Genomic DNA, 23541 nt, shown 5'->3' on the forward strand with positions numbered 1-23541 from the left:
TGCACATTTAAACCGCTTCAACGCACATAGCCATACCCATACCACCACCGATACATAGAGTAACTAAGCCTTTTTTAGCTTTAGCTCTTAATAAGCCGTGTATCAGAGTAATAAGTACACGTCCGCCGCTTGCCCCGATCGGATGACCGATTGCTATTGCTCCACCGTTAATATTAACCTTCTCCATATCCCATTTCATTTCACGGTTTACATAAATACTTTGAGCGGCAAATGCCTCATTAACCTCGATAACTTCCAAATCATTAACGCTCCAACCTGCTTTACTTAAAGCTTTTTTGGATGCAGGCACAGGGGCAGTACCCATAATATTTGGATCAACACCGGCTGAAGCATAAGAAACAATACGAGCTAGCGGCGTTAAATTATGCTTTTTCAAAGCTTCTTCGGAAACTACCATAAGACATGCCGCACCGTCATTAATAGAGGAAGCATTACCCACCGTAACTACACCGTTTTTATCAAAAGCAGGACGTAATTTACTCAAAATTTTAAGGCTGGTATCAGGTCTTACTGTTTCATCATGATCAAACAAACTAGTAGTTTTTTTAATCGTTACTTCGATAGGTAAGATTTCATCTTTAAAAACTCCTGCTAACTGTGCTTTAGCTGCTTTCTTGTGAGAGCTTAAGGCAAACTCGTCCTGCTGTTGTCTGCTAATATTAAACTGTTTCGAGATATTTTCGGCAGTAATACCCATAAATACTCCTGAAAATACATCGGTTAATCCGTCATACTGCATTAGATCAACCATTTTAATATCACCAAATTTAGCTCCTGCTCTGATATAGCTACCGTGCATACCGAGCGACATATTCTCCTGCCCACCTGCTATAACTATTTCACTATCACCCGTCATAATTGAATTTGCTGCAAGTGCTACGCTTTTAAGACCTGAGCCGCATACTTTATTAATCGTATAGCCCGGCACTTCTTTCGGTATTCCCGCATAAATCAGAGTTTGCCTCGCCGGATTCTGCCCGCTACCGCCGGTTATTACCTGTCCAAGGATTACCTCACCTACTAAAGCTGGATCGATTTTGCTGTTTTGCAGTATATCCTTTATTAAATGAGCAGCAAGCATAGGTGCAGCTGTTGTACTAAGGCTACCCATAAACGAGCCGAAAGCAGTCCTTTTCGCATAAGTTATATAAACCGGTTTTGTCATAATGTGTACTCCTTAAATAATTTATCTAGTTTATCATTTATTAAATAACTAATATGTCCGCCTGCTACATCTATAAGCTTAGAGTTTTTTAATAATTTTTGCAAAGGTAAAATGGAAGATTTAGGTACTATTTGATCATCTTCTGCTGCTACTATATATACAGGACCATGAATTAAACTCGGATCAATAATAAAATTATCGATTTTCCATTTAAGATTTATAACATATTTTCATCTAATATATTTTGTATAATTTAATTATAAACCTCCTTAGATATACTATTACCTGACATAAGCCAATTCTCTATTCTAAATGCTAATTCTTGCTCCTTATCGGAAGTTATAGAGAAAATTTTTTTAATTTAGCATTGACATAATCAGGGAATAAAAGAAAAAATAAAATTTGAATATGAATTTTAGGAATTATCGGTAAATTTTCTATGCCACTATCTAGTTTTAAATATCGATGCAACATTCTTATATAGAAAAAATGAGAAAAATCCCACGGGCAGATCAGTAAAGTCAGAGTTTTGATAAATTTAGGCATAAGTACGTTTGTAGCTATCGCAAGGTTACCGCCGATACAATGACCTATTAAATTCATGTCTTTAATTTTCAAATTATCTATTACTTCGATTATTTTATGCACATAGTCGTCTAGTAAATATTTAGGTTCCTCAATCTCTAGCCAATCTATTAAATCAACTTCACCGTAGCTTCTCAAATTTTCAATAAAACTTTTATCACGAGCTAAAAAAAATATTTCCGGTGAGTTGAAGAGAGAGGGGATAATTAGGAAAGTTTTGATGTCATCCTGATTTCTTTCCATGTCATTCCCGACTTCCCCTTTGTCATTCTCACGAAAGCGAGAATCCATTTTTAATTTATTTTTACTGGAACCAGTGGACAAACCACGGGATGACGCCGAGTAATACAACACCCTATCATGCCCTGTTTGCATTACTATTTTACCTGATTTTAAACATTTATTACCTAAATTATGTGTCTTTGTATAATTATTATAAAGGTCAAAATATTCCTGTAGTTTATTACTATCTAGCATTGAGAGTATTTAATCTTATATTAGTAATTCTTGACAAAAGGCTAAATATATTATATAAACTCAGCACCTTCAGAATGTAATAACAATATATAGGCTCTAAAGTTTTAGGGGAAATATCTTTTCATAAAATCTTGAAGTGCTTAAGTTTTTTTTTTTGTCCTTAGGGATTTATAATGCTAAGTACCTCATCACAATCGTTTAAAAACAAATTCAGAGCGGCATTTTGGCCTGTACATAATTACGAACTCGGAAAGTTTATTCCGATGAGTACCTTAATGTTTTGCATTTTATTTAATCAAAATGTTTTACGAATCTTAAAAGATAGTATTTTAATCTCCGAGATTAGTGCAGAAATAGCAGGTTTTGCTAAAGTTTATTGTGTTACGCCTGCCGCTGCTTTATTCGTGATTATTTATGCTAAAATGATTAATGATCTTACTTTTGAAAAGATCTTTTATTATTTAAGTGCATTTTTTATCAGCTTTTTTGTTTTATTCACTTTTGTAATCTATCCTAATATTCATATTTTTCATGTACATCCCGATAATCTAGCTGACTGGATGGAACGTTATCCTCATTTTAAGTGGTATATCTCATTAGTAGGTAATTGGGGTTATATAGTATATTATAGTCTTGCCGAGCTTTGGCCTAATATTTTTTACGTATTATTATTTTGGCAGTGTGCTAATGAACTTACTACTACCGAAGAAGCAAAAAGATTTTATACTCTCTTTTCGCTATTCGGCAACTCTGCTTTAATATTAGTCGGCTTTTTAATGATGAATCTATCATCGGAAGATACTATTATTAAGAAGTTTATGAGTATTTCGGATAGTAAAATCACTTTAGTTCAAGTATCCACGACAATTGTGGCAATTGTTGCTATTATTTGTTGTTTGTTAGTTAGATTTATTAGCAAGAACGTTTTTACTAATCCGTTATTTTATGCTAAAGCAAAAATCGGTAGATCAACTTCAGAACGTATGGGGCTAATTAAAAGCTTTAAATATATTGCGAAATCAAAATATTTATGGCTACTTTTAATTTGTTCGGCAGCTTTCGGATTTGCTATTAACTTAGTCGAAGCCGTATGGAAAGCAAAAATTAAGGAATTATATCCGACTGTAAATACCTATGCTGAATTTAACAGTCTGTATATACTTTGGACAGGTGTGGCAATAATGGTTATGACCATCATCGGTAATAACGTTATGCGTATGCACAACTGGTTTGTAGCAGCAGTTATTTCACCGGTTATAATAATGGTGACCGGCATTTTTTTCTTTGTACTTATCGTATTTGACCAACAAATTTTATCATTATTTGATGGAGCAATTTTAATGTCACCTCTTGCTCTTGCCGTTTCGATCGGTGGTATTCAAAATATTTTAGCTAAAGGTACTAAATATTCTATATGGGACACTTCAAAAGAAATGTTATATATCCCTCTTGATAAGGAGCTTAAAACCAAAGGCAAAGCTGCGGTTGACGTGATAAGTGCAAAAGTCGGCAAATCCTCTAGCGGTCTTGTGCAATCTATTATTTTTACTTTAGTGCCAACCGCTACTTTTACCTCAATCTCACCAATTCTAATGGTGGTATTTACTTTTGTATGCTTAGCGTGGATTTATGCAGTAAGAAAAATATATTTTGAATATCAAAAAATAGCATAAAATAAATTATTGTCATCCCGCGACTTGATCACAGGATCTAAGATACAGTCTGTGACACAAGATACCGTGGTCAAACCACGGTATGACACCGAACGCGTTTTTTGATCCACGCGGGCAATGCACTTTTTAGCTAGGAACCTTACACAGCATAAAATTATCGATGTTACTATGAATCAATCTTTCCTAAAGCTTTAGTCTCTATATTATCTAAGAAAATCTCAAAATCCTTTAAGATATTTTCAACATCTTTTAAGATAGGATCAAATTCGTCTTTACTTTGAGAAGAAGGCGGTTTAAATGAAGTTAGGGTAACTTTTTCACTCTTTATAAAATTATGAGACTGACCCTTAAGTTTAATAGTAACAACTTCGCCTGCTAGAGAGTTCGTATGTCTGTTCTCATTAATTGAATCTGGATGCGTAATTTCTAGGTTTTGTGGAGTATTATCTTCCTTGTTCTTACTACGGAATGAAAAATTCTAGATGATGGCATTTGATTTACATTTTATTTAAAAAACGCCATTATAGGGCAATATATTTAACAAGCAGGATGGTTATTGTCATAAACTTTTCTATTATTCTAGTAACGGAACGTTCTAGCTCAATATCTAATTTTGAAGAGTCAGAAAAGTTAAATCATTTAAGTTCATTCGATTCGTTATTTTTTAAAAAATTATCATTATTTACTGTTTTTAGTAAAAATCGTACATCATAGTGATAATGAGCAGGCTCCTTATGAGTTTGCGGAATATAATGGGTATCTATATCAAAAATCTCCTTATTTATCGTTTTGATTTCATTAATTCCGGATTCTTCTATAGCTTCTTTAACCGCTACATTTAATATATTACTATCTCCATCACAATGACTGCCTGGTTGAAGCCACTTATCAAGCTTTTTATGGTGCATCAATAAAAATTTAGTTTTATCATTATTAAGTAAAAAAGCCGAAGCAGTGAAATGTCCTATTTGTAAATCTCAGCTAAAAGGGTTTTCATATTCATTTAAAAATTCAAGCATTTTTGTTTTTGTAACAATTTCTTCAGGATACTGTAATTTTGTAGTTTAATATGTAATTCATTCATAATGATAATTTTTTATGTATAGAGCTTCGATATTTAACTCAAATTTCTCTGCTAAGTCAAATGAAAATAATGTCATAAAATGATATTTTCCATGTTTCATGGTAATTATCATTGACAATTAGGTTTATTTTTATGCTTAACAAAATAGTCGAGTTATTTAGAAGTGATGATACAACCCCTTGGTAGTAGGAGCATGTGCTGTTGGAATTTATGTGATAGCAGGTGATTTACTTAAATCTCCGACTTTTATTCTCACATGTGGTGCCGATGTAGTAGCAACAATGGGAGCAATTCTAGCATATGAGCATTATACAAAAGCCACTTAGCAAGAAAGTCCGATGGAATTGATAGGAAATGAAACACAAGCTGAAATATAATAATAAAATATTTTTAATGAATTTAGAGGACACACCGACTCTAAATGCGTATTCATTTACCATGCAAACCGTTTTTTAGTCTAATTTTGACTTGTTTTAAAGAACGAGGAGTTGCGTCCGTAACTTCAATTTCAATATTTTCTGAAATATCTATTCTAGTACCGATAGCCGGAACACTACTGACTCTAGTCAATACTAATCCACCTATCGTATCAAACTCGTCATCATCATTTTGTAGCTTTTCTCCTATTATTTCTTCAAGCACTTCTACTTCAACACGTGCATTTGAAATAATTGTTGAGTTATTAATAACCTTAAAATTATCGCTATCTAATTGCTGATCATGCTCATCATCTATTCGTCCTACTATTTCTTCTATAAGATCTTCAATAGTAACTAAACCGTCAGTACCGCCATACTCATCAACAACTATTGCAATATGTGTTCTCTCACGACGCATTTTTGCTAGCAAATCTAATAATTTCATAGAAGGAGCTGCAATTATATGCTTACGTATAAGCTTTTTTAAACGACCATTTTGCTTTGTAGCCAATGCTTTAAATAAATCCTTGATATGAATGAACCCTACTACATTATCCAAAGTACCGTCATATATAAGAGTTCGTGTATGTGGGACTTCTAACTTAATAGACTCACTTAATTCTTCTAGATTCGTAGTTAATTTTATTGCTGCAATATCGGAACGCGGTACCATTATATCTTCAATAGTTTTATCTTCTAGCTCCAATAAATTAGCTAAAATATTACGCTCATCTAAAGTCATTTTTTGGCTATTAATTTTAAGGCGTTTTATGACACCAAAAAAATTATCGGGTGTTTTTGTTTTTCTAAAAAAATTTTTTATCGGAGAGAATAATTTTCGTACAGTAAAAATTAACTTATTATTTTGATTTTTTTTACTAGAATCTTCTTTGTTTGAAGATTTTAACATAAATTTTTTTATTTAGTTAATAAGGGGAAAAAATACCGAAATATGATAATATTTCAATTTCTAGATTTTCCATAATATTTGCTTCTGTGTCATTTTGATGATCAAACCCAATTAAGTGTAAAATACTATGTATTAAAAGATGAATAAAATGATTCTCAAAAGTTTTTTGCTGCTCGTACGATTCATTATATATTACCTCATAACAAAATGCTATATCACCTAAATGCATATAATCAGAGTCACCTAAAAATTCAAGTTTAGAATATAAATCCTGCCAATTTAATTCGTTGCTTGGAAAAGAAAGAACGTTAGTAGCTTTTTCTACATTACGAAATTGTTTGTTTAAGGTCAATATTTCTGCAACATTTGTTAGTAAAATTGATAATTCAAATTGTTTTATTTTACTAAAATTATCAAATCGCAATAAAATATTTTGAGTTATTTTTTTGATTAAACTCTTATTTATCTGCTTATGCTCATGCCATTTGTTGTAGTTTCTTACAATTTCTATGTTTATCATTGTACCAAATATTGAATGAATAGTCGTTATAGACTTAGCTGCAACTTAAGAGCATATTTTAAAAGCTGTATATCTTCATTAGAGATAACGTTAATTTTAGATTTTAATCTTAATTTGCTTACTGTCATTATTTGATCAGTCATGGCTTTACCTTTTTGGCGACCTATCATTACGTAGGCTTCACAAGGATAGCATTTATCGATGTTACTAGTTTAAAGGTATTACTTGCACACGATTTAATGAAGCATTTGAGTAATTATTGCCGGTCTTACCTCAGTGACTTCCCCACTTAACAAAGGATTAAAGTCGACCACCATACCTCACCTCTTTTCATAAAAATCGCGTTCTATTAACCCTTCTACCCACTCATTGGCCTTCTCCTCAGCTTTTGTATCTTGAGCCATGGCTTTGTAAGCGGCTCCAAGCTCCTCATTAATTACATAAGGTTTTACAAGTTGCCCAATAAATATGAGGATTATTTACTTTAGTAAACAAAGATAATAGCTATGAAAACTGACCACATAGGCAATAAGCATGATATTTTAAGACACCAGTTTTTGTTGGTAATGCTCTTTTAATTTTTGAAAATCCTCATCGGCATGGTATGAAGAACGGGTTAGCGGGCTTGCCGACACCATCAAAAATCCTTTTGTTTTTGCTACTCGCTCTAGATATTTAAACTCTTCCGGCGTAACATATTTTGCGACCTCAGCATGATTTTTGGTAGGCTGCAGATACTGCCCGATAGTTAGGAAATCAACCTTTGCTTCTCTTAAATCATCCATAACCTGTATTACTTCATTTATTTCTTCCCCAAGCCCTACCATCATACCGGATTTTGTAAAAATTTCAGGAGATAATTTTTTGATATTATGAAGTAAGCTTAAAGAATTATAATATCTAGCCCCCGGCCTAATCGTTTTGTATAAAGACGGTACTGTTTCGACATTATGGTTAAAAACGTCAGGTTTTGCGTTTGCTATTATTTCAGCTGCTCCTTCTTTTCTTAAAAAATCAGGTGTTAGAATCTCAATAGTAGTATTTGGCGATGATTTTCGGATTTCGCTAACACACTCCGCAAAATGTGAAGCTCCGCCGTCCTTAAGATCATCACGATCGACTGAAGTAATTACTACATGCTTAAGATTTAGCTTTTGTACCGCCTCCGCTAACCTTTGCGGTTCATGCGGATCAAGTAAATCCGGTCTACCCGTTTTAACGTTACAAAACCTACAGGCTCTAGTACAAACCGAACCTAAAATCATCACAGTTGTATGTTTTTTTGACCAGCACTCACCAATATTAGGACAAGCAGCTTCCTCGCACACAGTATTTAATCTCAGATTCTTTATTAAATCTTTTGTATTATAGTACTCTGTAGAATTAGGAGCTTTTACTTTTATCCAATCAGGTTGTTTATTTAAATTAGCCATAAAACGGAAATAATTTAATTAACTTTGTCACTTCATTTAATACTTTCTGCTCAAGATCGCTATTATCTTCATTATTTTTTAAGCTGTCTAAAATATCTGCTACCATATGACCAACTAATACAAAATCCTTCTCTTTAAAGCCTCTAGTAGTACATGCGGGAGTACCAAGGCGAATACCTGAAGTGATGAAAGGCGAAGTTTCATCAAACGGGATAGCATTCTTATTACACGTAATCCCTGCTCTATCCAAAGAATTTGCGGCAAGCTTACCCGTGATTCCGTCTTTACGCAAATCCACTAAAACAATATGATTATCGGTACCACCTGTTAATATATCATATCCTCTTTCTTGCAAGCTACTTGCTAAAGCTTTAGCGTTACTTATTACCTGCTGAATATAACTTTTATATTCAGGCTGCAAATTTTCTAAAAAAGCTACGGCTTTTGCGGCAATTATATGCATTAACGGACCACCTTGTAGTCCTGGAAATAATGCAGAATTTATTTTTTGACCTATCTCTTCATCGTTAGATAAAATTAAACCGCCTCTTGGACCTCTAAGTGTTTTATGAGTAGTAGAGGTAACAGCGTGAGCGTAAGGAATAGGGCTTTGATGCTCACCTGTGGCAACAAGTCCTGCAATATGAGCAATATCTGCCATAAAGTAAGCTCCTACTTTATCCACGATTTCTCTAAATTTTGCAAAATCAATATTACGAGGATAAGCAGAAAAACCGGCTATAAGTAATTTTGGTTTATGCAAATCCGCTAAGCGTTCAATCTCATCATAATCGATTAAATAAGTCTCTTTATTTACGCTATAAGAAACGGCGTTAAACCATTTACCAGACATATTAGGAACTGCACCGTGCGTTAGATGCCCGCCGCTATCTAAGGACATACCAAGAACCGTATCACCCGGCTGTAATAAAGCAAGATATACAGCCTGATTTGCTTGTGATCCTGAATGAGGTTGGACATTTGCATATTTGCAGTTAAAGAGTTTTTTTACTCGTTCTATAGCTAAATTTTCAGCTTTATCTACTTCCTCGCAACCGTTATAGAATCGCTTACTTGGGTATCCTTCGGCATATTTGTTAGTCAGAAGCGCCCCTTGCGCTTCAAGCACAGCAGGACTTACGAAATTTTCTGATGCAATAAGCTCGATTACGCTACTTTGACGTAGCTTTTCATGCTTTATTATTTCATTAATCTCTTTATCCGTTTCGTGTAAATTATTATTAAAAATATTCATTCATCCTCATATTTTTTTTTGGTTTTGTGGTGTGGATATCTAATCGTCATTACCAGGAAAAATTGAAAATTCTGACGAAGCAATCTCGTACCAAAATCCTGAGATTGCCACGCAGCCTACAGCTGCTCGCAATGACGGTTATTTATAAAATTAATCGCAATCTCAAGCCCCCGTCCATCTATTGAATGAGCAAGAGACGTTAATTTATGTCCGCTATGCTCTATATGCAGCTTAGATAAATAGTTTGAAGCATTATACATCTCGCTAACACCGACCACCTCATCTAATGCCCCATGAATCAAGCATATAGGAGTAAGCTTATTATTAACTTCCATAGGTGGAATTAATGCACCCGAAAAACCTATAGTACAGAAAAACGGCTCTTTTTGAACTAGTGTTAAATATAACCCTATCATCGTACCTTGAGAAAAGCCAATAATGATAGTATCTTTGTTGGTTAGATTTAACGCGTCCTGCTTTTGCTTTATTATATCTTCAACCTTAGAAATATTATTTGCAATTAGCTTTGCCATGATATGCGGGCTGCGGTCTTGCAAACTAAACCATTGTCTACCATAAGGCATCATATCATAAGCCTCGATACCATGTGGGGAAATAAAATGACAATTGGGTAAATAATTTTTGATATAAGGCACAAGTCCTATTAAATCATGTCCGTCCGAGCCGACACCGTGCAGTAATACTACTAGCTTCTTCGGCGGCTGCTCTTTACTTTCTACTTCTGGGTATTCTAAATATTTGCTCATGTTTTTATATTTTTATGTACTTAAAATATTAAGGTTGAGTAGTAGTATACGAAGGTCAATTTCAAAAAGAGCAAGGAGTCTGCAAGGCAAGGAGCAGAGCGTATACTTAATACGTGAACACCGCAGAACTTGCTAGACGACGATGCCAATTTTTGCAATTCACCGAGTATACGCTTTCAACATCTTCTCAAGTTCCCCACTTTGATATAACTCTCTAACAATATCACACCCGCCGACTAATTCTCCGTTAATGTATAATTGTGGGAATGTCGGCCAGTCGCTAAATTTTTTTAAATCTTCACGTAATTCAGCATCAAAAAGTACATTAATATCACGAAATTCTACACCTAATTTATTCAAAATAGCTACTACGGTTCCTGAAAATCCGCATGCAGGCGACTCTTTAGTACCTTTCATGAACAATGCTACTTTATTATTTTTTATTTCATTTTCTATAAATTTAAAACTTTTATTTTCTAGCATTTTAAGACTCAATAATTTATCTTTTAAAATACACTTTTTATAGCAATATATGCAAGCACAAATAGTTAATAAAATTTTTGAGATTTTTAGCAAGAATAATCCAAATCCGCAAACCGAATTAATATATAAGAATGATTTTGCCTTATTAGTAGCGGTAATATTATCTGCTCAAGCCACCGATATATCAGTAAATTTAGCAACTAAATCTTTATTTGAAACTTATGATACACCAGAAAAAATTTTAGAACTCGGCGAAGAAGAACTTAAAAAATATATAAAATCTATCGGACTATTTAACAGCAAAGCAAAAAATATTATCGCATTATGTAAAATATTGATAAGCAATTATCAAGCTTCAGTACCGAATGATTTTAAGGAATTAATTAAACTACCGGGCGTTGGCAGAAAAACTGCTAATGTTGTACTAAATTGCTTATTCGGCATGCCTACAATGGCAGTTGATACGCATGTCTTTAGAGTAGCCAAAAGGATCGGGCTTGCTAAAGGCGGTACTCCTGAAATAGTAGAAAAAGAGCTACTGCAGATTATCGATAAAAAATGGCTAACGCATGCCCATCACTGGCTAATTCTGCACGGCAGATATATATGCAAAGCTAGAAAACCCGATTGCGACATCTGCCCTATTAAAGAGTATTGCGATTATTATTTTAACCTTAAATAAGAGTTATAGTAAATCTTATAAATTACTAATTATTTCTGAATAATATTATGTTCTATAGCATTAGGTTTAGGATCAAGCGTTGCTAATGTTTCTAAATGACAAGTAACGAACGGTGCACCTTTACCTTGCCCCTTGAATAGATACGGATGTTTGCAAAACCAAGCGAATTCTCCTTCTATTTGTGCACTAGTTAATTTATGTAATATATTACCGTTTTTATCATAAAGACTAAATAAAGTTTTGTCATTATCCTCAATAAGTTTTATAGGGGTTTGTTCATTATCTCAATTTTCTTGCTGATGTCCTATATATATTTTATCTAAAACTCCTTTTTTCTCATATTCTTTAAGAATTATTTATGTCATTTCCTTTACCGATACAGTAATCATATATTCTTTTTTATTAGAATAAATATCTTTGGCACATGCGGTAATAAAACTATGAAGTTTAACTGCAAGATTTTTATGTTTTATAATAAAAGGTTTTTCTTGATATATTGAAAGTCTTGCTATACCAGAATGCGAAATAAAGCTTGCATTTTGAGCAGTCAGCATGGTTATAAACATCTCTATATATGAAGTATCAAGCGAGTCACCTTTTTGTCATATTTTATTGGAAACAAAGGCTACATAATATAATACATCGGTTAAGCCTTGATCATGATAATCTAAGCTAGCGGAAAAGGCATACTTCCCCTTATCAAAATTTTTTATCACCAGATCATTGCCTTGATAAGAACTTTGAAAGCTACTCTGCTTACCCAAAAAATCTTGCCAAGCAGACATATTCGCTCCGTTGACTTTTACCATATGAAAATGTAAATCATCTGCCTGTTTATAATGATGAATTTCTGAATTTACTTTTTGTATTTGTGTCTCTTGTAACTTTTTAAAAATACCCTGTAAATCAGAATATTGTTTATCTATTTTACTGACATTATACTTAGAACCAAGCCGTAAAGCTCGCCCATACTGCATTTCGATTCCATCCGGGGTTTTAGCTTCTTTACATGCAGCTTTTATAAATTGACTTAACTGTTCTTCATCTTTAATAAAATTATTTTTTTTAAATCTCTCTAAGAATTTTTTTAATAAAGCCTCTTTTCTGTGAATTTCTATAGTTTAGGGCTTAAAAGATGAATTATAATTTAATTGCAAAATAAAATCATTTACTTCTTTCCAATTTTCATAAGTTGATGTATCAAGAGAGATAATTTTATCCTTTACTATATCAGGATTTTGAAGAAAATTAAAAATCTCTTGTAAGCTTATTCCCTCTAAATTTAATCTAAGACACCGTCTTTCATAGAAGACAGTGCTGCTTTCAATTGATCATTGAGTTCTTTCATTTTATAAATCTTTTAAATATTAATTCTTAAAGAAATACTAAAAAAATTAATATTTTGTTAACAAAATAGCTTATGTGATTATAAAGATACGGCTAAGTGATGTGTACAAATACTGTACATTTTAATATATTTTCAAGTTGACAATTTTTTGCTTACTTCATAATATTTAAGCTCAATTTGATAAAGGTAAAATTTATGCGTTCAGCACTTATAACTTCTATATTAGTAGCTGTAGCTTTACTTAACAAGTGCTTGTAATACAATGCAAGGTACAGGTCAAGATATGCAGGCAGCCGGTAAAAAACTTGAAGATTCGGCAAAAAGCAATAAGCCTAAAAAAGGTTGCGGCTGTCCTCACAGCTCAGCTAACTAAATATACTGTTTTTTATAATGGGTCGTCTGCCGATTCTTCATTTACTCGGAGTATATATCGCAGACGACTTTTTATTTTTCCACCTTATCGATTTCTGCTTTTAGCTTTTCTATTTCTTCCTTTGAAAGTTTAGTATATTTAATTATTGTTTCTAGAGGCTCTTTATCAATTAGCATTTCTTTTGCTATTTCAATATTTCTTCTAGCTTCGCCTTCAGCTCTTCCTTCCTCCTTCATCTTTTTAAAAGCACTAGTTTCAATTCTAAGCCACTCTAAACGATTTTCTTTCTGCATCATTTAATTTATTACCTCAAGCACGGTTAATGCTTTTTTCAATACATCATTATCCAATTCTTTCGGTAAATTATCTTTATTTAATAAATCATTACGTGTTAAAAATGCTAGCCATATATCTAAAGTATTTTTAACTTTCTTGACGACGTCAGATAACTCCTCCTTAGGATTCTTTTAGCAAATTTATATCGTATGTAACTCTATATCTTTAAAATATACTAAACCACTTTTTATTTCCTTTAACTGAAAAAAATTATGATATTCATCCGTATCTGTAATACTGGTAAAGTTAAGTATGTGTATTCCTATTGTTTTATTTAATGCCGCATAATCTGATCCCTCTTGCAGTTGCTCCGTATACATTTTTGCCCAGTAATACAAAGCTCTGTTATCGTAATCCGCTTCATCGGTTACTTGGATTTCGATATTATATCTTTTACTGCTTTCACTTTTGGCTTTTATATCAAGTATAGATAGTTTATCGGCTTTAAAATTCTTTGGATTATACGGATTAAGTAATGTTACTTCTACAACCTGATCTTTCTCACTTACTATCGAATTAATAAGCGATATCAATAAATCTTTATTTCTTCTACTCCGAAGATTTTTTTAAACGCTAAATCTACTCTCAGATTAACTTTTGACATATTATTATGTTACTGAATGTTATTTTCTCTTTATTTTAGCATATTCTGAGGTAAATATTCTACTATAAATTTATATTAAATCTTTTGCTTATTCACCAATCTATATATCTCTTTTTTACTATAAACATCTTTGAATTTGTCATAAACAAGTTCGGTAGTAGTTTTGCTACTTAAGTTTTTACTTAAGCAAAGTTCTATAAATTTTTCTAAATTTTTTTGTTGGTTTTGGTCCTGTATATTTCCTGAAATCAACAATACTATCTCACCTTTTAAAATATTATTTTGATAGAACTCTATTATTTCATCCATATCCCCTGTTTTTATTTCTTGATACAGCTTAGTTAACTCACGAGCTACACATATTTCTCGGTTTCCTAGTATTTCCTTAGCTACCGATAAAGTATTTATCAAACGAGGGGCCGTTTCAAAAAAAATCAAAGTAGCCTTAAGATTTACTAGTTCAGAAAAAATCTTTTTCTTACTTTCTATAGTTTTAGGTAAAAACCCGTGAAATAAAAATCGATCAGTAGGAAGAGCCGATAAAGTTAGAGCAGTAACCGGTGCAGATACTCCCGGTACTACGTCTATATGACAATTAAGATTGCGTATATCTCTAACTAACTTATAGCCGGGATCGGAAATTAAAGGAGTTCCTGCATCAGAAATTAAGCTTATTATATTGTCCGATTTTATTAAACTTATGATATTTTCTCTATCTTTCTCGTCACTATGATCATTATAAATTTGTAATTTTGTATGAATGTCATGTTTTGCTAGCAATTTTTGTGATATTCTAGTATCCTCGCATAAGATAATATCCGAATTTTTTAAAGTCGATATAGCACGAAGCGTTATATCTTCAAAATTACCGATCGGTGTTGAAACAATATATAATCCCGGTTTGGAAAGATATCTAATCATAGTTTTTTAATTTTAAGTAACATTATGGCTAGTATAAAACATAAACTACGAATCGTTCTATCATTTTTTTGCTTGATATATTTAACGTCCTGTCAAACTCCTAAAGAAGAACCTATAAGTTTTCCTAAAAAAGAACAAAAAGAAATTGAGATTGCAATTTTAATGCCAAATCAGGGTCCTGATAGTATTGTCGGAAAACAATATAAAGATTTAATTAAAATGGGACTTAACGACGGAATCAAATCTTACATACATGTTACTTCTTACGACGGTTCAGACGAAAAAAACGTTTTAGCCGCTATGGATAAAATAGTAGCACGTAAAACTAAGATTATTTTAGGTCCTCTATATTCTAACTTTACCTCTCTAATAGCCGAAAAAGCAAAGGCAAATGATATTATTATAATAACTATGTCAAATAATCCGGCTCTTGCAGAAGATAAATTATTTGTATTTGGTCATGCACCTTTAAAACAACTGATACGTATCATTAATTATTACGCAAGTAACGACCATAAAGATTTTATGGCATTATTACCTAGAGGGAAGCATTCGCAAACTATTAGTCAAGTAATGCAAAATATATTGATTCAGAACAATGCATCATTATCACGCACTGAATTTTATGAGGATAATCCTGAATCTATAGCAAAAGCCGCAAGAAATATTTCAGACAATACCGATATTATAAATGAACGTAGCGACACGACAAAACCGGTTATTTATCTATCAGACGATCCAAAAAATTTAAACCTACTCGCTGATAGCATTCGTAAATATAATTTAGATAAAAAGGCTATTTTAATCGGTGATAATCGTATTGATATCGATTACCCTGAAAATATCGATATTAGCTTTACCGGCTCTTTAAATTTACTCAATAGCAACGTTCCGGATAGGGCAAAAGACTTAGGTATTAACCATATAGGCTTCATGCATCTTCTTTCTTATGATTTAGGACGTATGACTGCAAACTATATAGGCAATGAATTTGCATCTGAAAGGTTTTTAAATAGAATGAACAGTAGACAACCTTATATAGGTTTATCCGGTAATATTCATTTCATCGATGGAGTAGCTCAGAGACGATATGATATTATTAGGAAAGAGAATGGGATATATTCTACTGTTTCAGGAAATTAGGGAGTTGTTGTATCTTGGTCACTCAGTGGCCTGACCATGTGTTGTACGAACGTTCAGGATGTCATTCCTGCGAAAGCGAGAATCCAAAGTAAAGCGAGATAAATCGAGCTTTTCAAAAAAGCTTTAAAGTACTGGATTCCCGCTTCCGCGGGAGTCACATTGAGTAGGTTTTTCAAGCCATACAACAAGACTGGTCAAGCCACGGGATGACAAAGGGACACTAAAGATTAATTATTTATTTTTATCATTATCACTACCGTCGTCTTTCATGCCGTCTTTAAAAGCTTTAAGACCTTTAGCAAGATCGGACATGACTTGCGGTAATTTGCCGGCACCGAATAATACAAAAATAATTAATAAAACTATTAATAAATGGCTAAAGCTCATTCCCATATTTTTCTGTATAAGTTAAAATTTAATTATATAAGATATTATAGCTCTAATCTAGGATAAAATAATTAAAGAAATGTTTCCTAAAAAACAATTTTCAGAATTTTTTGCTACTTTTTTTTATATCGGGAAAATAAAATACTGCCCAGGCACTTTTGGATCGATTGCCGCTTTCCCTCTAACTTATTTCTTAATATATTTTATTGTTAATAACAAAATAATCATTCCTTTCTTAAGTCTTACTCTCGGTGAAGCTCAACTTGTCAGTATATTTATTATAAGCTTTAGCCTATGTTTGATACTCTTAATACTCGGCACTTATTTTACTAAAATATATTTAAATTATACAAATTCAGAAGACCCTAAAGAAGTGGTCATTGATGAAGTAGTAGGGCAAATGCTAACTATCGTTTTAGTATTTTTTTCCGCTTTATTTGCTAATGAATCGTATTTAATTAAATACTTTAGTCTGCTAACAATAAATATTATATTACTTTTCGTATTACCTTTTTGTCTATTCCGATTTTTTGATATAGTAAAGCCCTGGCCTATTAATTGGTTGAACAAAAATATTAAGGGCAGTATCGGCATTATGCTTGATGATTTGCTAGCCGCAATATTTGCTGCGGTAACTCAATACGCAATTATATTTGTGTTAATAGATATGCGACAATAGATTTGCTATAAAAAAGATCATTGACTAATTTCTAATATAATAATATGATGCGGTAAATATTTATAAATTTTAAAAGAGATAGTTTTCATGTTCGCAGTTATAAAAGCAGGTGGAAAACAATATAAAGTAGACAGAAATAGTATTATTAAAGTCGAAAAAATTGATGGAGAACTTGGCTCTAAAATTCAGTTTGATCAAATTTTAATGATTGGCGAATACTCAAAGCCTTCTTTTATTGGGACTCCAATAGTTAAAGGGGCTGTCGTTACGGCTGAAATTACTAACCAACTTAAAGATAATAAAATTATAGTCTTTAAGAAAAAGCGTAGAAAAAATTATCGTCGTAAAGCCGGTCATCGTCAAGAATTGACGGAATTAAAAATATTAGATATTACCAAACAATAATAATAACTTAAAAGGAATTATAAAATGGCAACCAAAAAAGCCGGTGGTAGTTCTAGGAACGGAAGAGACTCGGCCGGTCGAAGACTGGGAGTTAAAAAAGCCGATGGACAATATGTAATGCCCGGTAATATTATAGTTAGACAACGTGGCACAAAAATTCATCCTGGAACGAATGTAGGGCTTGGCAAAGATCATACAATATTTGCTTTGATAGAAGGTAGAGTAGAATTTTTAACTAAGCGAAATCATAAAATCGTGAATGTTAAAGAAATTGCCAGTGCTTAAGTATTGCGGTTTGCTCTACTAGTGTTACGTGGAACGAAAAATGCTTTTTATGGCATTGTTGCGTTGATTGGTAAAATCCACTTTGTCACCCCGTCGTGGCTTGACTACAGGGTCCATAAAAACAATTTAAAGTACTAATATTATTAGTATTTTAAGTTGGATCCCGCGATCAAGTCGCGAGGTGACAATTGAAAACCGTTCCACACGATAATGCCTGTAAGTGAGCTAGATGACGACAGGCGGAAATTAATTATATAACATAATATTCTATTAGGCTTTCATTACTTATGGCCTTAATAATTCAAAAGTTCGGTGGCACTTCCGTTGCAAATATTGATAGAATAAAAAAAATCGTTCCTATTATAAAAACCGAAATAGCTAAAAATAACCAAGTAATTGTAGTAGTTTCAGCTATGGCAGGTGTTACTAATCAACTTGTCACATTGTGTAGTGAAGTATCAAGCCTTAACAACATTTCTCAATTTGCAGAATATGATGTAGCACTTTCTAGCGGTGAAATAGTCACTGCTTCATTACTAGCGCTCGCTCTTCAAGAAGAAGACATAAAGGCTCGATCATTTCTAGCTTGGCAATTACCGATGCTCACCGATAATAATCATAGTAAAGCTTTAGTAGAATCAATTACTACAGATTTACTAGAAAAATATTTACAGTTAAATACCGTCCCTATAATAGCCGGTTTTCAAGGCATTAACAAATCCAATAGGTTAACTACTTTGGGCAGAGGAGGATCTGATACTACTGCCGCCTTAATCGCTGCAGCTATGAAAGCCGATAGATGTGATATTTATACCGATGTAGAGGGAATATTTACTGCTGATCCAAGAATTATTCCAAATGCCAAGAAGATAAAAGAAATAGATTTTTTAGAAATGTTAGAACTAGCATCAAGTGGAGCAAAAGTACTACACCCTAGAGCCGGAGAGTTAGTAATGCGGTATAAAATAGATATGCGCGTTCTGTCAACATTTTCACCGGATGCAGAAGGTACGTTAATCACTTCAAAGGATAAAAATATGGAGAATGGGATTATTAACAGCATTACTTCTAATAAAAATTTATTAAAAATATCTGTAAAGAGCATTGCTTTAAGTTTTTTGCAAGTTGCAAATATGATTACACAAAATAATAATCATATTGAGTTTATGCAAGAGATAAAAAATAATGAAGAATATAGTTTTATTACAAATTTAACCGATAAACATAATTTACAAGCTTTACTGACTAATTTAAAAGATGATAAGCAGATACAAGATTTTACTTTTGATACCGCAATTGCTACAATCTCTCTTATTGGTTATGGGATTAAAAATGATTGTAAATTACTTGAAACGATATTATCAAAGTTAACGAAAGATAATATAAATGTTAACATGATACAATTATCAGAAGTTAAAATTACCTTATTCATAAATGATCAAGATGCAGAAAAAACAATTTTTAATTTATATAATCTTTTTAAAATATCTTAGATGCTGCACCTGAAATTTAATTTATAGTAAAAGAAGTGGAAAAGACATGGCTCCTACTACAGAAAAATTTTATAATGTTGTGACAAAAAAAGTTAAAATAAATTAATTTAAATTTCATATATAAGACCTAAATACTTAATTCAATAGCTTAATAAATTTATTATTTTCTTATAATTATCTTCTATTTACTATTTATTAGTTATATATTAATAAATAAGTCTAGAGGCTCTATCTATGAAGTTATTTTAACTCTCAATTTTTAGGAGTAAATTTTACAGGAAAAAATAATGAGCGAAGATATAAGGTCAAAAGAAAGATTTAATCGGATTAACGATATATCAGAAACAAATAAAGATGGTCCAGAAGAAATTAGAAATAATTTTAAAAAATTTGTACTGAATATATTAGAAACAGACAATATAACCCCGTATAAGTTAAGTGAAAAAACAGGTACTCATGAAACAGCGTGGAAAAATTTTCTAGATGGTCGTACAAAAATGCCTGATATGGGAGCAATTGTTGCTCTTGCAGATTATAAAAATGTGCCACTAGATGAAGTAATAGGCAGAGATATAAATAAAGCAAAAAAGATAACGGTAGCAATAAAACAAACTCCGGAAATATCGGCATCTATAACTGAACTACCAAAAGATATACTTCAAGAAGCCATGTTGATAGGAGAAAAAACTAGAGGATTTATTCATAAACCAACAAATAAAGAGACAAAATCTTTTGCTGAACAAGTTAAAAGCTCTAATAAACCGAAAGGAAGGTCTCTCTAAATAAAAATATGTTTTTCAATATTGATCCTAATATAAAACCTAAAACCTTACTTGACATTCTAAAATGGAAAATAACTTCACAACTACCAAAATGGCCGACAGCACTGCCGCTTACTTCCACTGATATTCCAACACAAAAAATAACTAGTAATAAAAATACACAGCTAAATCTCGATGGCTTCAGACAAGATGAATTTAAGGACGAGTCTGCACAGTGTACATTAGTAGACGAGTTCCACGCAATTCATTAGTATCAAGCGATCGAGATGACGCTGTACGAGTAGACTATGTAGGGGCATGTAACCTTTTGAATTCAAATAGACGGTTTAAATATCTTAACCGATCCGGTATAGTCGGCGCGGGTTAGTGCTTTTACTTTTGCAGAACCAAAGAGAGTGGTAAAACCCGGTATTAATTTTACCGATTTACCTAAAATAGACATTATATTAATAAGCCATAATCACTATGACCATTTAGACATCAGAACAATTAAAGATTTATGGGTACGAGATAAGCCTAAGATTATTACACCACTAATGAATGACGTAATAATCAAAAACATATTACCGATGCAGAAATTGTTACCTTAGGGTGGGGAGAGTCATATAAAGCACAAGAAATACAGCTAAATTCAAAAAGTTTCCAAGAAGATGAAATTAAAGGCGATGTAGAATTTTATTTAGAACCGACACAGCATTGGTCGGCTAAAGTAATATTTGATAAAAATAAAGCATTATGGGAAACTTTTATCATGAAAACTAAGATAGGAGATACTTGTTTTATAGGTGATTCGGGTTATAACGATACTCTTTTTAAAGAGATCGGAAAAAAACATAATATTTTAATAAGCCTTATTCCGATAGGGGCTTATGAACCAAGATAGTTTATGAAACCGGTGCATATGCATCCTGAAGAAGCCGTTATTTACTCATTTGGACTTAGGCGCTAAATATTCTATAGCTAGTCATTTTGACGTCTTTCAATTAGCTGATGAAGCATTTAATGCCGCTCCTTTGGAACTCCGACAAACTATGAAAAAACATAATATTGATGAAAATAAGTTTATTATCCCTGAAATAGGTGAATTTTTCCTATTTGATAAAAACGATTTATAGTTTATGAACTTAAATTAGATGTGTTTTGTCTACCCATACTATATGTTTTACTGGATCCCGTGAATAAATCACGGGATGACACAGAGAGGAATAATAAGCCACACCAACTACCCCTGAACGACACAAAATTCAGTTTATACTGGAGATAAAAGCATATTTATTACTGAATGAAAATTGCCAATTTCTGATTTATCACGAGAAGAAAAAATAAAGCTACTAAATGGTTGTGCTTGGGGCGTTGCATTAGTCCATAATATTCTACCACTTTTGGCTTCTACTATTCCTATAGACATAAATATATTATCTGCATTACTGACTGAACAACCCAAAGCACTCATTAAAAAGTCACGTGTACGAGCTCCATTAGTCTTTATAATTTGCACATAATTAAGTAATACAAATATATCAGCTCCTGTTTTTTCTCCCAAAATTATAACAGGTTCACCTATATTAGTCCTTGAGAAAGCCTTTTCTTCAGGTCATAATAAAGGCGTATATAAAGCAGTATAAGCATTATTATAGGAGCTACGGCAACGAGATACTTCATCATCAAGCTTTTGTATTCTAATATCTTTGTTGTGCAATAACTTAACTCTTAAACCATTCTTCTGCATTGCTAAAGAAATTTCTTGCTTCAACAATTCTTCCAAATGATCTTCATAGTCATATTTACGTTCTTTACAATTATCAATATCTAGGTATATACTTCCGTTTGCATCGGTAAAACTAATATTTCCTTGTATAGTAAGATAATAAAAATTATAGATTTATGAAAAATTTTATGCATGACATTTAAATTTAAAAAATTACAAATAAAGATACTGATTATTTTCGTCAAGATTTATTTTTTACCTATTACGGTTAAATAATATGGTCATAGAATAAGCAAGTACGGCAAACATGCAAAGATATAAAATCGGGAATAGGTTAAAATCAAATGATTTTATTACCTTTGCACAAATATAATTAGCAGTACCGGACATTAACATTGAGCCGATATTATGTCCTAAACTTATAACACGATAGCGTTCTTTAACTACAAAAGACTTAATAACTATACTATGAGCAAGAGCGTTAAAAGGTGCAACTGATGCAGCTAACATTAAACTAGCTGCAAGCCCTAAATTAGTCATTTGATATTTTACTGCTATCACAAAAAATACACTTGCTGTAATAGTACATATAAATGCGATTTTTAATACCGAATTAACTCCTAAGCGATCGGCAATAAAACCGGCAATCGGCATGCAAACAGCAAAACATATTACTATTAAGACCGAAAAAGAACTCATAATAATACCGACTGAAGGTAATACGATCGGTAAATATTGCTTCATAAAGATGATCGCAATTTGATATGTTGCTCCAAAACCTCCAGCTAAAAATATTAACCGTGCAATATTTTTCCATTGCTTTTTAATTATAGAGCTAAGTTTTTCAATAGAATCTTGGCTATAGTGTGCTTTTTTAAACTCCGGTGTTTCATCAAATTTCCGGCGATAATAAAGAGTTATTAATGCAAGTGGTAAACTTAGTAAAAACGGAATACGCCAACCCCACTCCGGAAAAATATGAGAATTAAAGAAATTAGTTGCACCGATTCCGCATAATAAACCCATTACTCCTGTACATCTAGTTATTGCCGAGGCAGTAAATCGGTATTTTGCTCCTAAATGTTCAATAACATAAATCGCTGCACCGTCATATTCCCCTCCAATAAAAATACCTTGCATGAAGCGACATAAAACTAAAATTATTGTACTCCAAACTCCTATCGAGGAATAATCGGGCAATAAACCTATTATTAAGGTAGGGATTACAATACCGATAATCGTAAAACTTAAGGCTTTTTTTCGACCGTATATATCCCCTATACGTCCAAAAATATAAGCACCCATAGGCTTTGATAAATATGCTGCTGCATAAACGGCAAAAACATTTACAAGCTTTGTTAATAGATCAGTACTGGCTGAAAAGAATTTATCAGCGATAATTGCCGCTGAAAAACCATATAAACTATAGTCGTAATATTCAATAATAGTGCCTAAAAAAGCACCGAGAACTTTATTGCGTGATTTTGCTTGTTTCATTTTAAAGGTATACTGTGAGTAAATGAAAAGTAGGTAGACAAAGTTTAATTTGGAAAAGAGCAAGGCGTCTTGAAGCTGATAACCGCAGCGTACATACTAGTACGTG

The 23541-nt window shown here is 32.4% G+C and carries 28 protein-coding genes and 4 pseudogenes; 13 read left to right on the top strand and 19 right to left on the bottom strand.

The window, feature by feature from the left end; genetic code table 11:
• Positions 1–7: 7 nt before the first annotated feature.
• Positions 8–1186: an acetyl-CoA C-acetyltransferase gene (locus tag A3305_RS01600; protein WP_014392736.1), complete on the bottom strand. Its 1179-nt coding sequence runs from the start codon at positions 1184–1186 to the stop codon at positions 8–10.
• Positions 1183–2248, bottom strand: a pseudogene (locus tag A3305_RS08760) (alpha/beta hydrolase family protein). The gene A3305_RS01600 and the pseudogene A3305_RS08760 overlap by 4 nt, the downstream one beginning before the upstream one ends.
• Positions 2249–2421: 173 nt before the next feature.
• Here A3305_RS08760 and tlc5 point away from each other — a divergent pair.
• Positions 2422–3921 carry a GTP/GDP exchange transporter Tlc5 gene (gene tlc5 / locus A3305_RS01615; protein ID WP_014392737.1) on the top strand — a complete coding sequence of 500 codons (1500 nt, stop codon included), beginning with the start codon at positions 2422–2424 and terminating at the stop codon, positions 3919–3921.
• A gap of 537 nt (positions 3922–4458) precedes the next feature.
• Here tlc5 and A3305_RS01630 read toward each other — a convergent pair.
• Positions 4459–4829, bottom strand: a pseudogene (locus tag A3305_RS01630) (NUDIX hydrolase).
• A 355-nt stretch (positions 4830–5184) separates the two neighbouring features.
• Here A3305_RS01630 and A3305_RS09315 point away from each other — a divergent pair.
• Complete coding sequence (locus A3305_RS09315; RefSeq protein WP_167884966.1) at positions 5185–5331, top strand: hypothetical protein; 147 nt, start codon at positions 5185–5187, stop codon at positions 5329–5331.
• 103 nt (positions 5332–5434) lie between these two features.
• Here A3305_RS09315 and tlyC read toward each other — a convergent pair whose 3' ends face one another.
• The 7 genes from tlyC to grxD form a co-directional block, all read right to left on the bottom strand.
• Positions 5435–6334 carry a hemolysin C gene (gene tlyC / locus A3305_RS01635; protein WP_014392740.1) on the bottom strand — a complete coding sequence of 300 codons (900 nt, stop codon included), beginning with the start codon at positions 6332–6334 and terminating at the stop codon, positions 5435–5437.
• A gap of 16 nt (positions 6335–6350) precedes the next feature.
• On the bottom strand, positions 6351–6854 hold the full coding sequence (gene ybeY / locus A3305_RS01640; RefSeq protein WP_014392741.1) for an rRNA maturation RNase YbeY: 504 nt from the start codon (positions 6852–6854) through the stop codon (positions 6351–6353).
• A gap of 26 nt (positions 6855–6880) precedes the next feature.
• Positions 6881–7024, bottom strand: coding sequence for a type II toxin-antitoxin system PemK/MazF family toxin (locus A3305_RS01645; RefSeq protein ID WP_014392742.1), 144 nt, complete (start codon positions 7022–7024; stop codon positions 6881–6883).
• Between the two features lie 372 nt (positions 7025–7396).
• Positions 7397–8287, bottom strand: a complete 891-nt coding sequence (gene lipA / locus A3305_RS01650; RefSeq protein WP_014392744.1) for a lipoyl synthase — start codon at positions 8285–8287, stop codon at positions 7397–7399.
• The gene (gene glyA / locus A3305_RS01655) at positions 8280–9542 is read right to left on the bottom strand and encodes a serine hydroxymethyltransferase (RefSeq protein ID WP_014392745.1); all 1263 of its coding nucleotides are present in this window, start codon (positions 9540–9542) and stop codon (positions 8280–8282) included. Before glyA ends, lipA begins: the two co-directional genes overlap by 8 nt.
• A gap of 116 nt (positions 9543–9658) precedes the next feature.
• On the bottom strand, positions 9659–10309 hold the full coding sequence (locus tag A3305_RS01660) for a hydrolase (RefSeq protein ID WP_014392746.1): 651 nt from the start codon (positions 10307–10309) through the stop codon (positions 9659–9661).
• 159 nt (positions 10310–10468) lie between these two features.
• A complete protein-coding gene (gene grxD, locus A3305_RS01665; protein WP_041860646.1) occupies positions 10469–10792 on the bottom strand; it encodes a Grx4 family monothiol glutaredoxin in 324 nt (107 codons plus the stop codon).
• 49 nt (positions 10793–10841) lie between these two features.
• Here grxD and nth point away from each other — a divergent pair, with 49 nt between their 5' ends.
• Positions 10842–11474, top strand: a complete 633-nt coding sequence (gene nth / locus A3305_RS01670; RefSeq protein WP_014392748.1) for an endonuclease III — start codon at positions 10842–10844, stop codon at positions 11472–11474.
• A gap of 356 nt (positions 11475–11830) precedes the next feature.
• Here the strand turns inward: nth and A3305_RS01675 are convergent, their stop codons facing one another.
• Positions 11831–12028, bottom strand: a complete 198-nt coding sequence (locus A3305_RS01675) for a hypothetical protein (RefSeq protein ID WP_014392749.1) — start codon at positions 12026–12028, stop codon at positions 11831–11833.
• Between the two features lie 48 nt (positions 12029–12076).
• Positions 12077–12451, bottom strand: coding sequence for a hypothetical protein (locus A3305_RS09990; protein ID WP_014392750.1), 375 nt, complete (start codon positions 12449–12451; stop codon positions 12077–12079).
• Positions 12452–13017: 566 nt separating this feature from the next.
• On the opposite strand from A3305_RS09990, the pseudogene A3305_RS01690 reads away from it, so the two are divergent.
• Positions 13018–13195: pseudogene (locus A3305_RS01690) on the top strand (entericidin A/B family lipoprotein).
• A gap of 71 nt (positions 13196–13266) precedes the next feature.
• Here A3305_RS01690 and A3305_RS09995 read toward each other — a convergent pair.
• The 3 genes from A3305_RS09995 to rsmI all read right to left on the bottom strand — a co-directional run bounded on the left by A3305_RS09995 (position 13267) and on the right by rsmI (position 15056).
• On the bottom strand, positions 13267–13491 hold the full coding sequence (locus A3305_RS09995) for a hypothetical protein (RefSeq protein ID WP_014392752.1): 225 nt from the start codon (positions 13489–13491) through the stop codon (positions 13267–13269).
• A 180-nt stretch (positions 13492–13671) separates the two neighbouring features.
• Positions 13672–14064 carry an Rpn family recombination-promoting nuclease/putative transposase gene (locus A3305_RS10000; protein ID WP_014392753.1) on the bottom strand — a complete coding sequence of 131 codons (393 nt, stop codon included), beginning with the start codon at positions 14062–14064 and terminating at the stop codon, positions 13672–13674.
• 146 nt (positions 14065–14210) lie between these two features.
• The gene (rsmI, locus tag A3305_RS01700; RefSeq protein WP_014392754.1) at positions 14211–15056 is read right to left on the bottom strand and encodes a 16S rRNA (cytidine(1402)-2'-O)-methyltransferase; all 846 of its coding nucleotides are present in this window, start codon (positions 15054–15056) and stop codon (positions 14211–14213) included.
• Positions 15057–15080: 24 nt separating this feature from the next.
• Here rsmI and A3305_RS01705 point away from each other — a divergent pair, with 24 nt between their 5' ends.
• Entirely contained in the window at positions 15081–16199 is a 1119-nt protein-coding gene (locus tag A3305_RS01705) for a penicillin-binding protein activator (protein WP_014392755.1), read from the top strand.
• 231 nt (positions 16200–16430) lie between these two features.
• On the opposite strand, the gene A3305_RS01710 is transcribed toward A3305_RS01705, so the two are convergent.
• Positions 16431–16592: a Sec-independent protein translocase subunit TatA gene (locus A3305_RS01710; protein WP_004997483.1), complete on the bottom strand. Its 162-nt coding sequence runs from the start codon at positions 16590–16592 to the stop codon at positions 16431–16433.
• 73 nt (positions 16593–16665) lie between these two features.
• Here A3305_RS01710 and A3305_RS01715 point away from each other — a divergent pair, with 73 nt between their 5' ends.
• From A3305_RS01715 to A3305_RS10010, 8 genes and pseudogenes are all read left to right on the top strand, one after another.
• On the top strand, positions 16666–17265 hold the full coding sequence (locus A3305_RS01715; protein WP_014392756.1) for a phosphatidylglycerophosphatase A: 600 nt from the start codon (positions 16666–16668) through the stop codon (positions 17263–17265).
• Positions 17266–17352: 87 nt separating this feature from the next.
• The gene (rplU, locus tag A3305_RS01720) at positions 17353–17670 is read left to right on the top strand and encodes a 50S ribosomal protein L21 (protein WP_004997480.1); all 318 of its coding nucleotides are present in this window, start codon (positions 17353–17355) and stop codon (positions 17668–17670) included.
• A gap of 24 nt (positions 17671–17694) precedes the next feature.
• Positions 17695–17955: a 50S ribosomal protein L27 gene (gene rpmA / locus A3305_RS01725; RefSeq protein ID WP_014392757.1), complete on the top strand. Its 261-nt coding sequence runs from the start codon at positions 17695–17697 to the stop codon at positions 17953–17955.
• Between the two features lie 287 nt (positions 17956–18242).
• On the top strand, positions 18243–19448 hold the full coding sequence (locus tag A3305_RS01730) for an aspartate kinase (RefSeq protein ID WP_014392758.1): 1206 nt from the start codon (positions 18243–18245) through the stop codon (positions 19446–19448).
• A 287-nt stretch (positions 19449–19735) separates the two neighbouring features.
• Positions 19736–20230 (top strand): helix-turn-helix domain-containing protein, encoded by a 495-nt coding sequence (locus tag A3305_RS01735; RefSeq protein ID WP_014392759.1) that lies wholly within the window; start codon positions 19736–19738, stop codon positions 20228–20230.
• Positions 20231–20625: 395 nt separating this feature from the next.
• Positions 20626–20873 (top strand): annotated as a pseudogene (locus A3305_RS10005) (MBL fold metallo-hydrolase); the annotation flags it as partial.
• A gap of 108 nt (positions 20874–20981) precedes the next feature.
• Entirely contained in the window at positions 20982–21113 is a 132-nt protein-coding gene (locus A3305_RS11135) for a hypothetical protein (RefSeq protein ID WP_264357830.1), read from the top strand.
• A 49-nt stretch (positions 21114–21162) separates the two neighbouring features.
• Complete coding sequence (locus A3305_RS10010; RefSeq protein ID WP_226983954.1) at positions 21163–21345, top strand: Zn-dependent hydrolase; 183 nt, start codon at positions 21163–21165, stop codon at positions 21343–21345.
• Positions 21346–21479: 134 nt separating this feature from the next.
• Here A3305_RS10010 and A3305_RS01750 read toward each other — a convergent pair whose 3' ends face one another.
• From A3305_RS01750 to A3305_RS01760, 3 genes are all read right to left on the bottom strand, one after another.
• Complete coding sequence (locus A3305_RS01750; RefSeq protein ID WP_226983956.1) at positions 21480–21773, bottom strand: hypothetical protein; 294 nt, start codon at positions 21771–21773, stop codon at positions 21480–21482.
• 51 nt (positions 21774–21824) lie between these two features.
• A complete protein-coding gene (locus A3305_RS01755) occupies positions 21825–21983 on the bottom strand; it encodes a hypothetical protein (RefSeq protein ID WP_226983957.1) in 159 nt (52 codons plus the stop codon).
• Between the two features lie 210 nt (positions 21984–22193).
• A complete protein-coding gene (locus A3305_RS01760; RefSeq protein ID WP_014392762.1) occupies positions 22194–23435 on the bottom strand; it encodes an MFS transporter in 1242 nt (413 codons plus the stop codon).
• Between the last annotated feature and the right edge of the window lie 106 nt (positions 23436–23541).

The sequence above is a fragment of the Rickettsia amblyommatis genome, assembly GCF_002078335.1.
In the GTDB taxonomy this organism is placed as follows: Bacteria; Pseudomonadota; Alphaproteobacteria; order Rickettsiales; family Rickettsiaceae; genus Rickettsia; species Rickettsia rickettsii.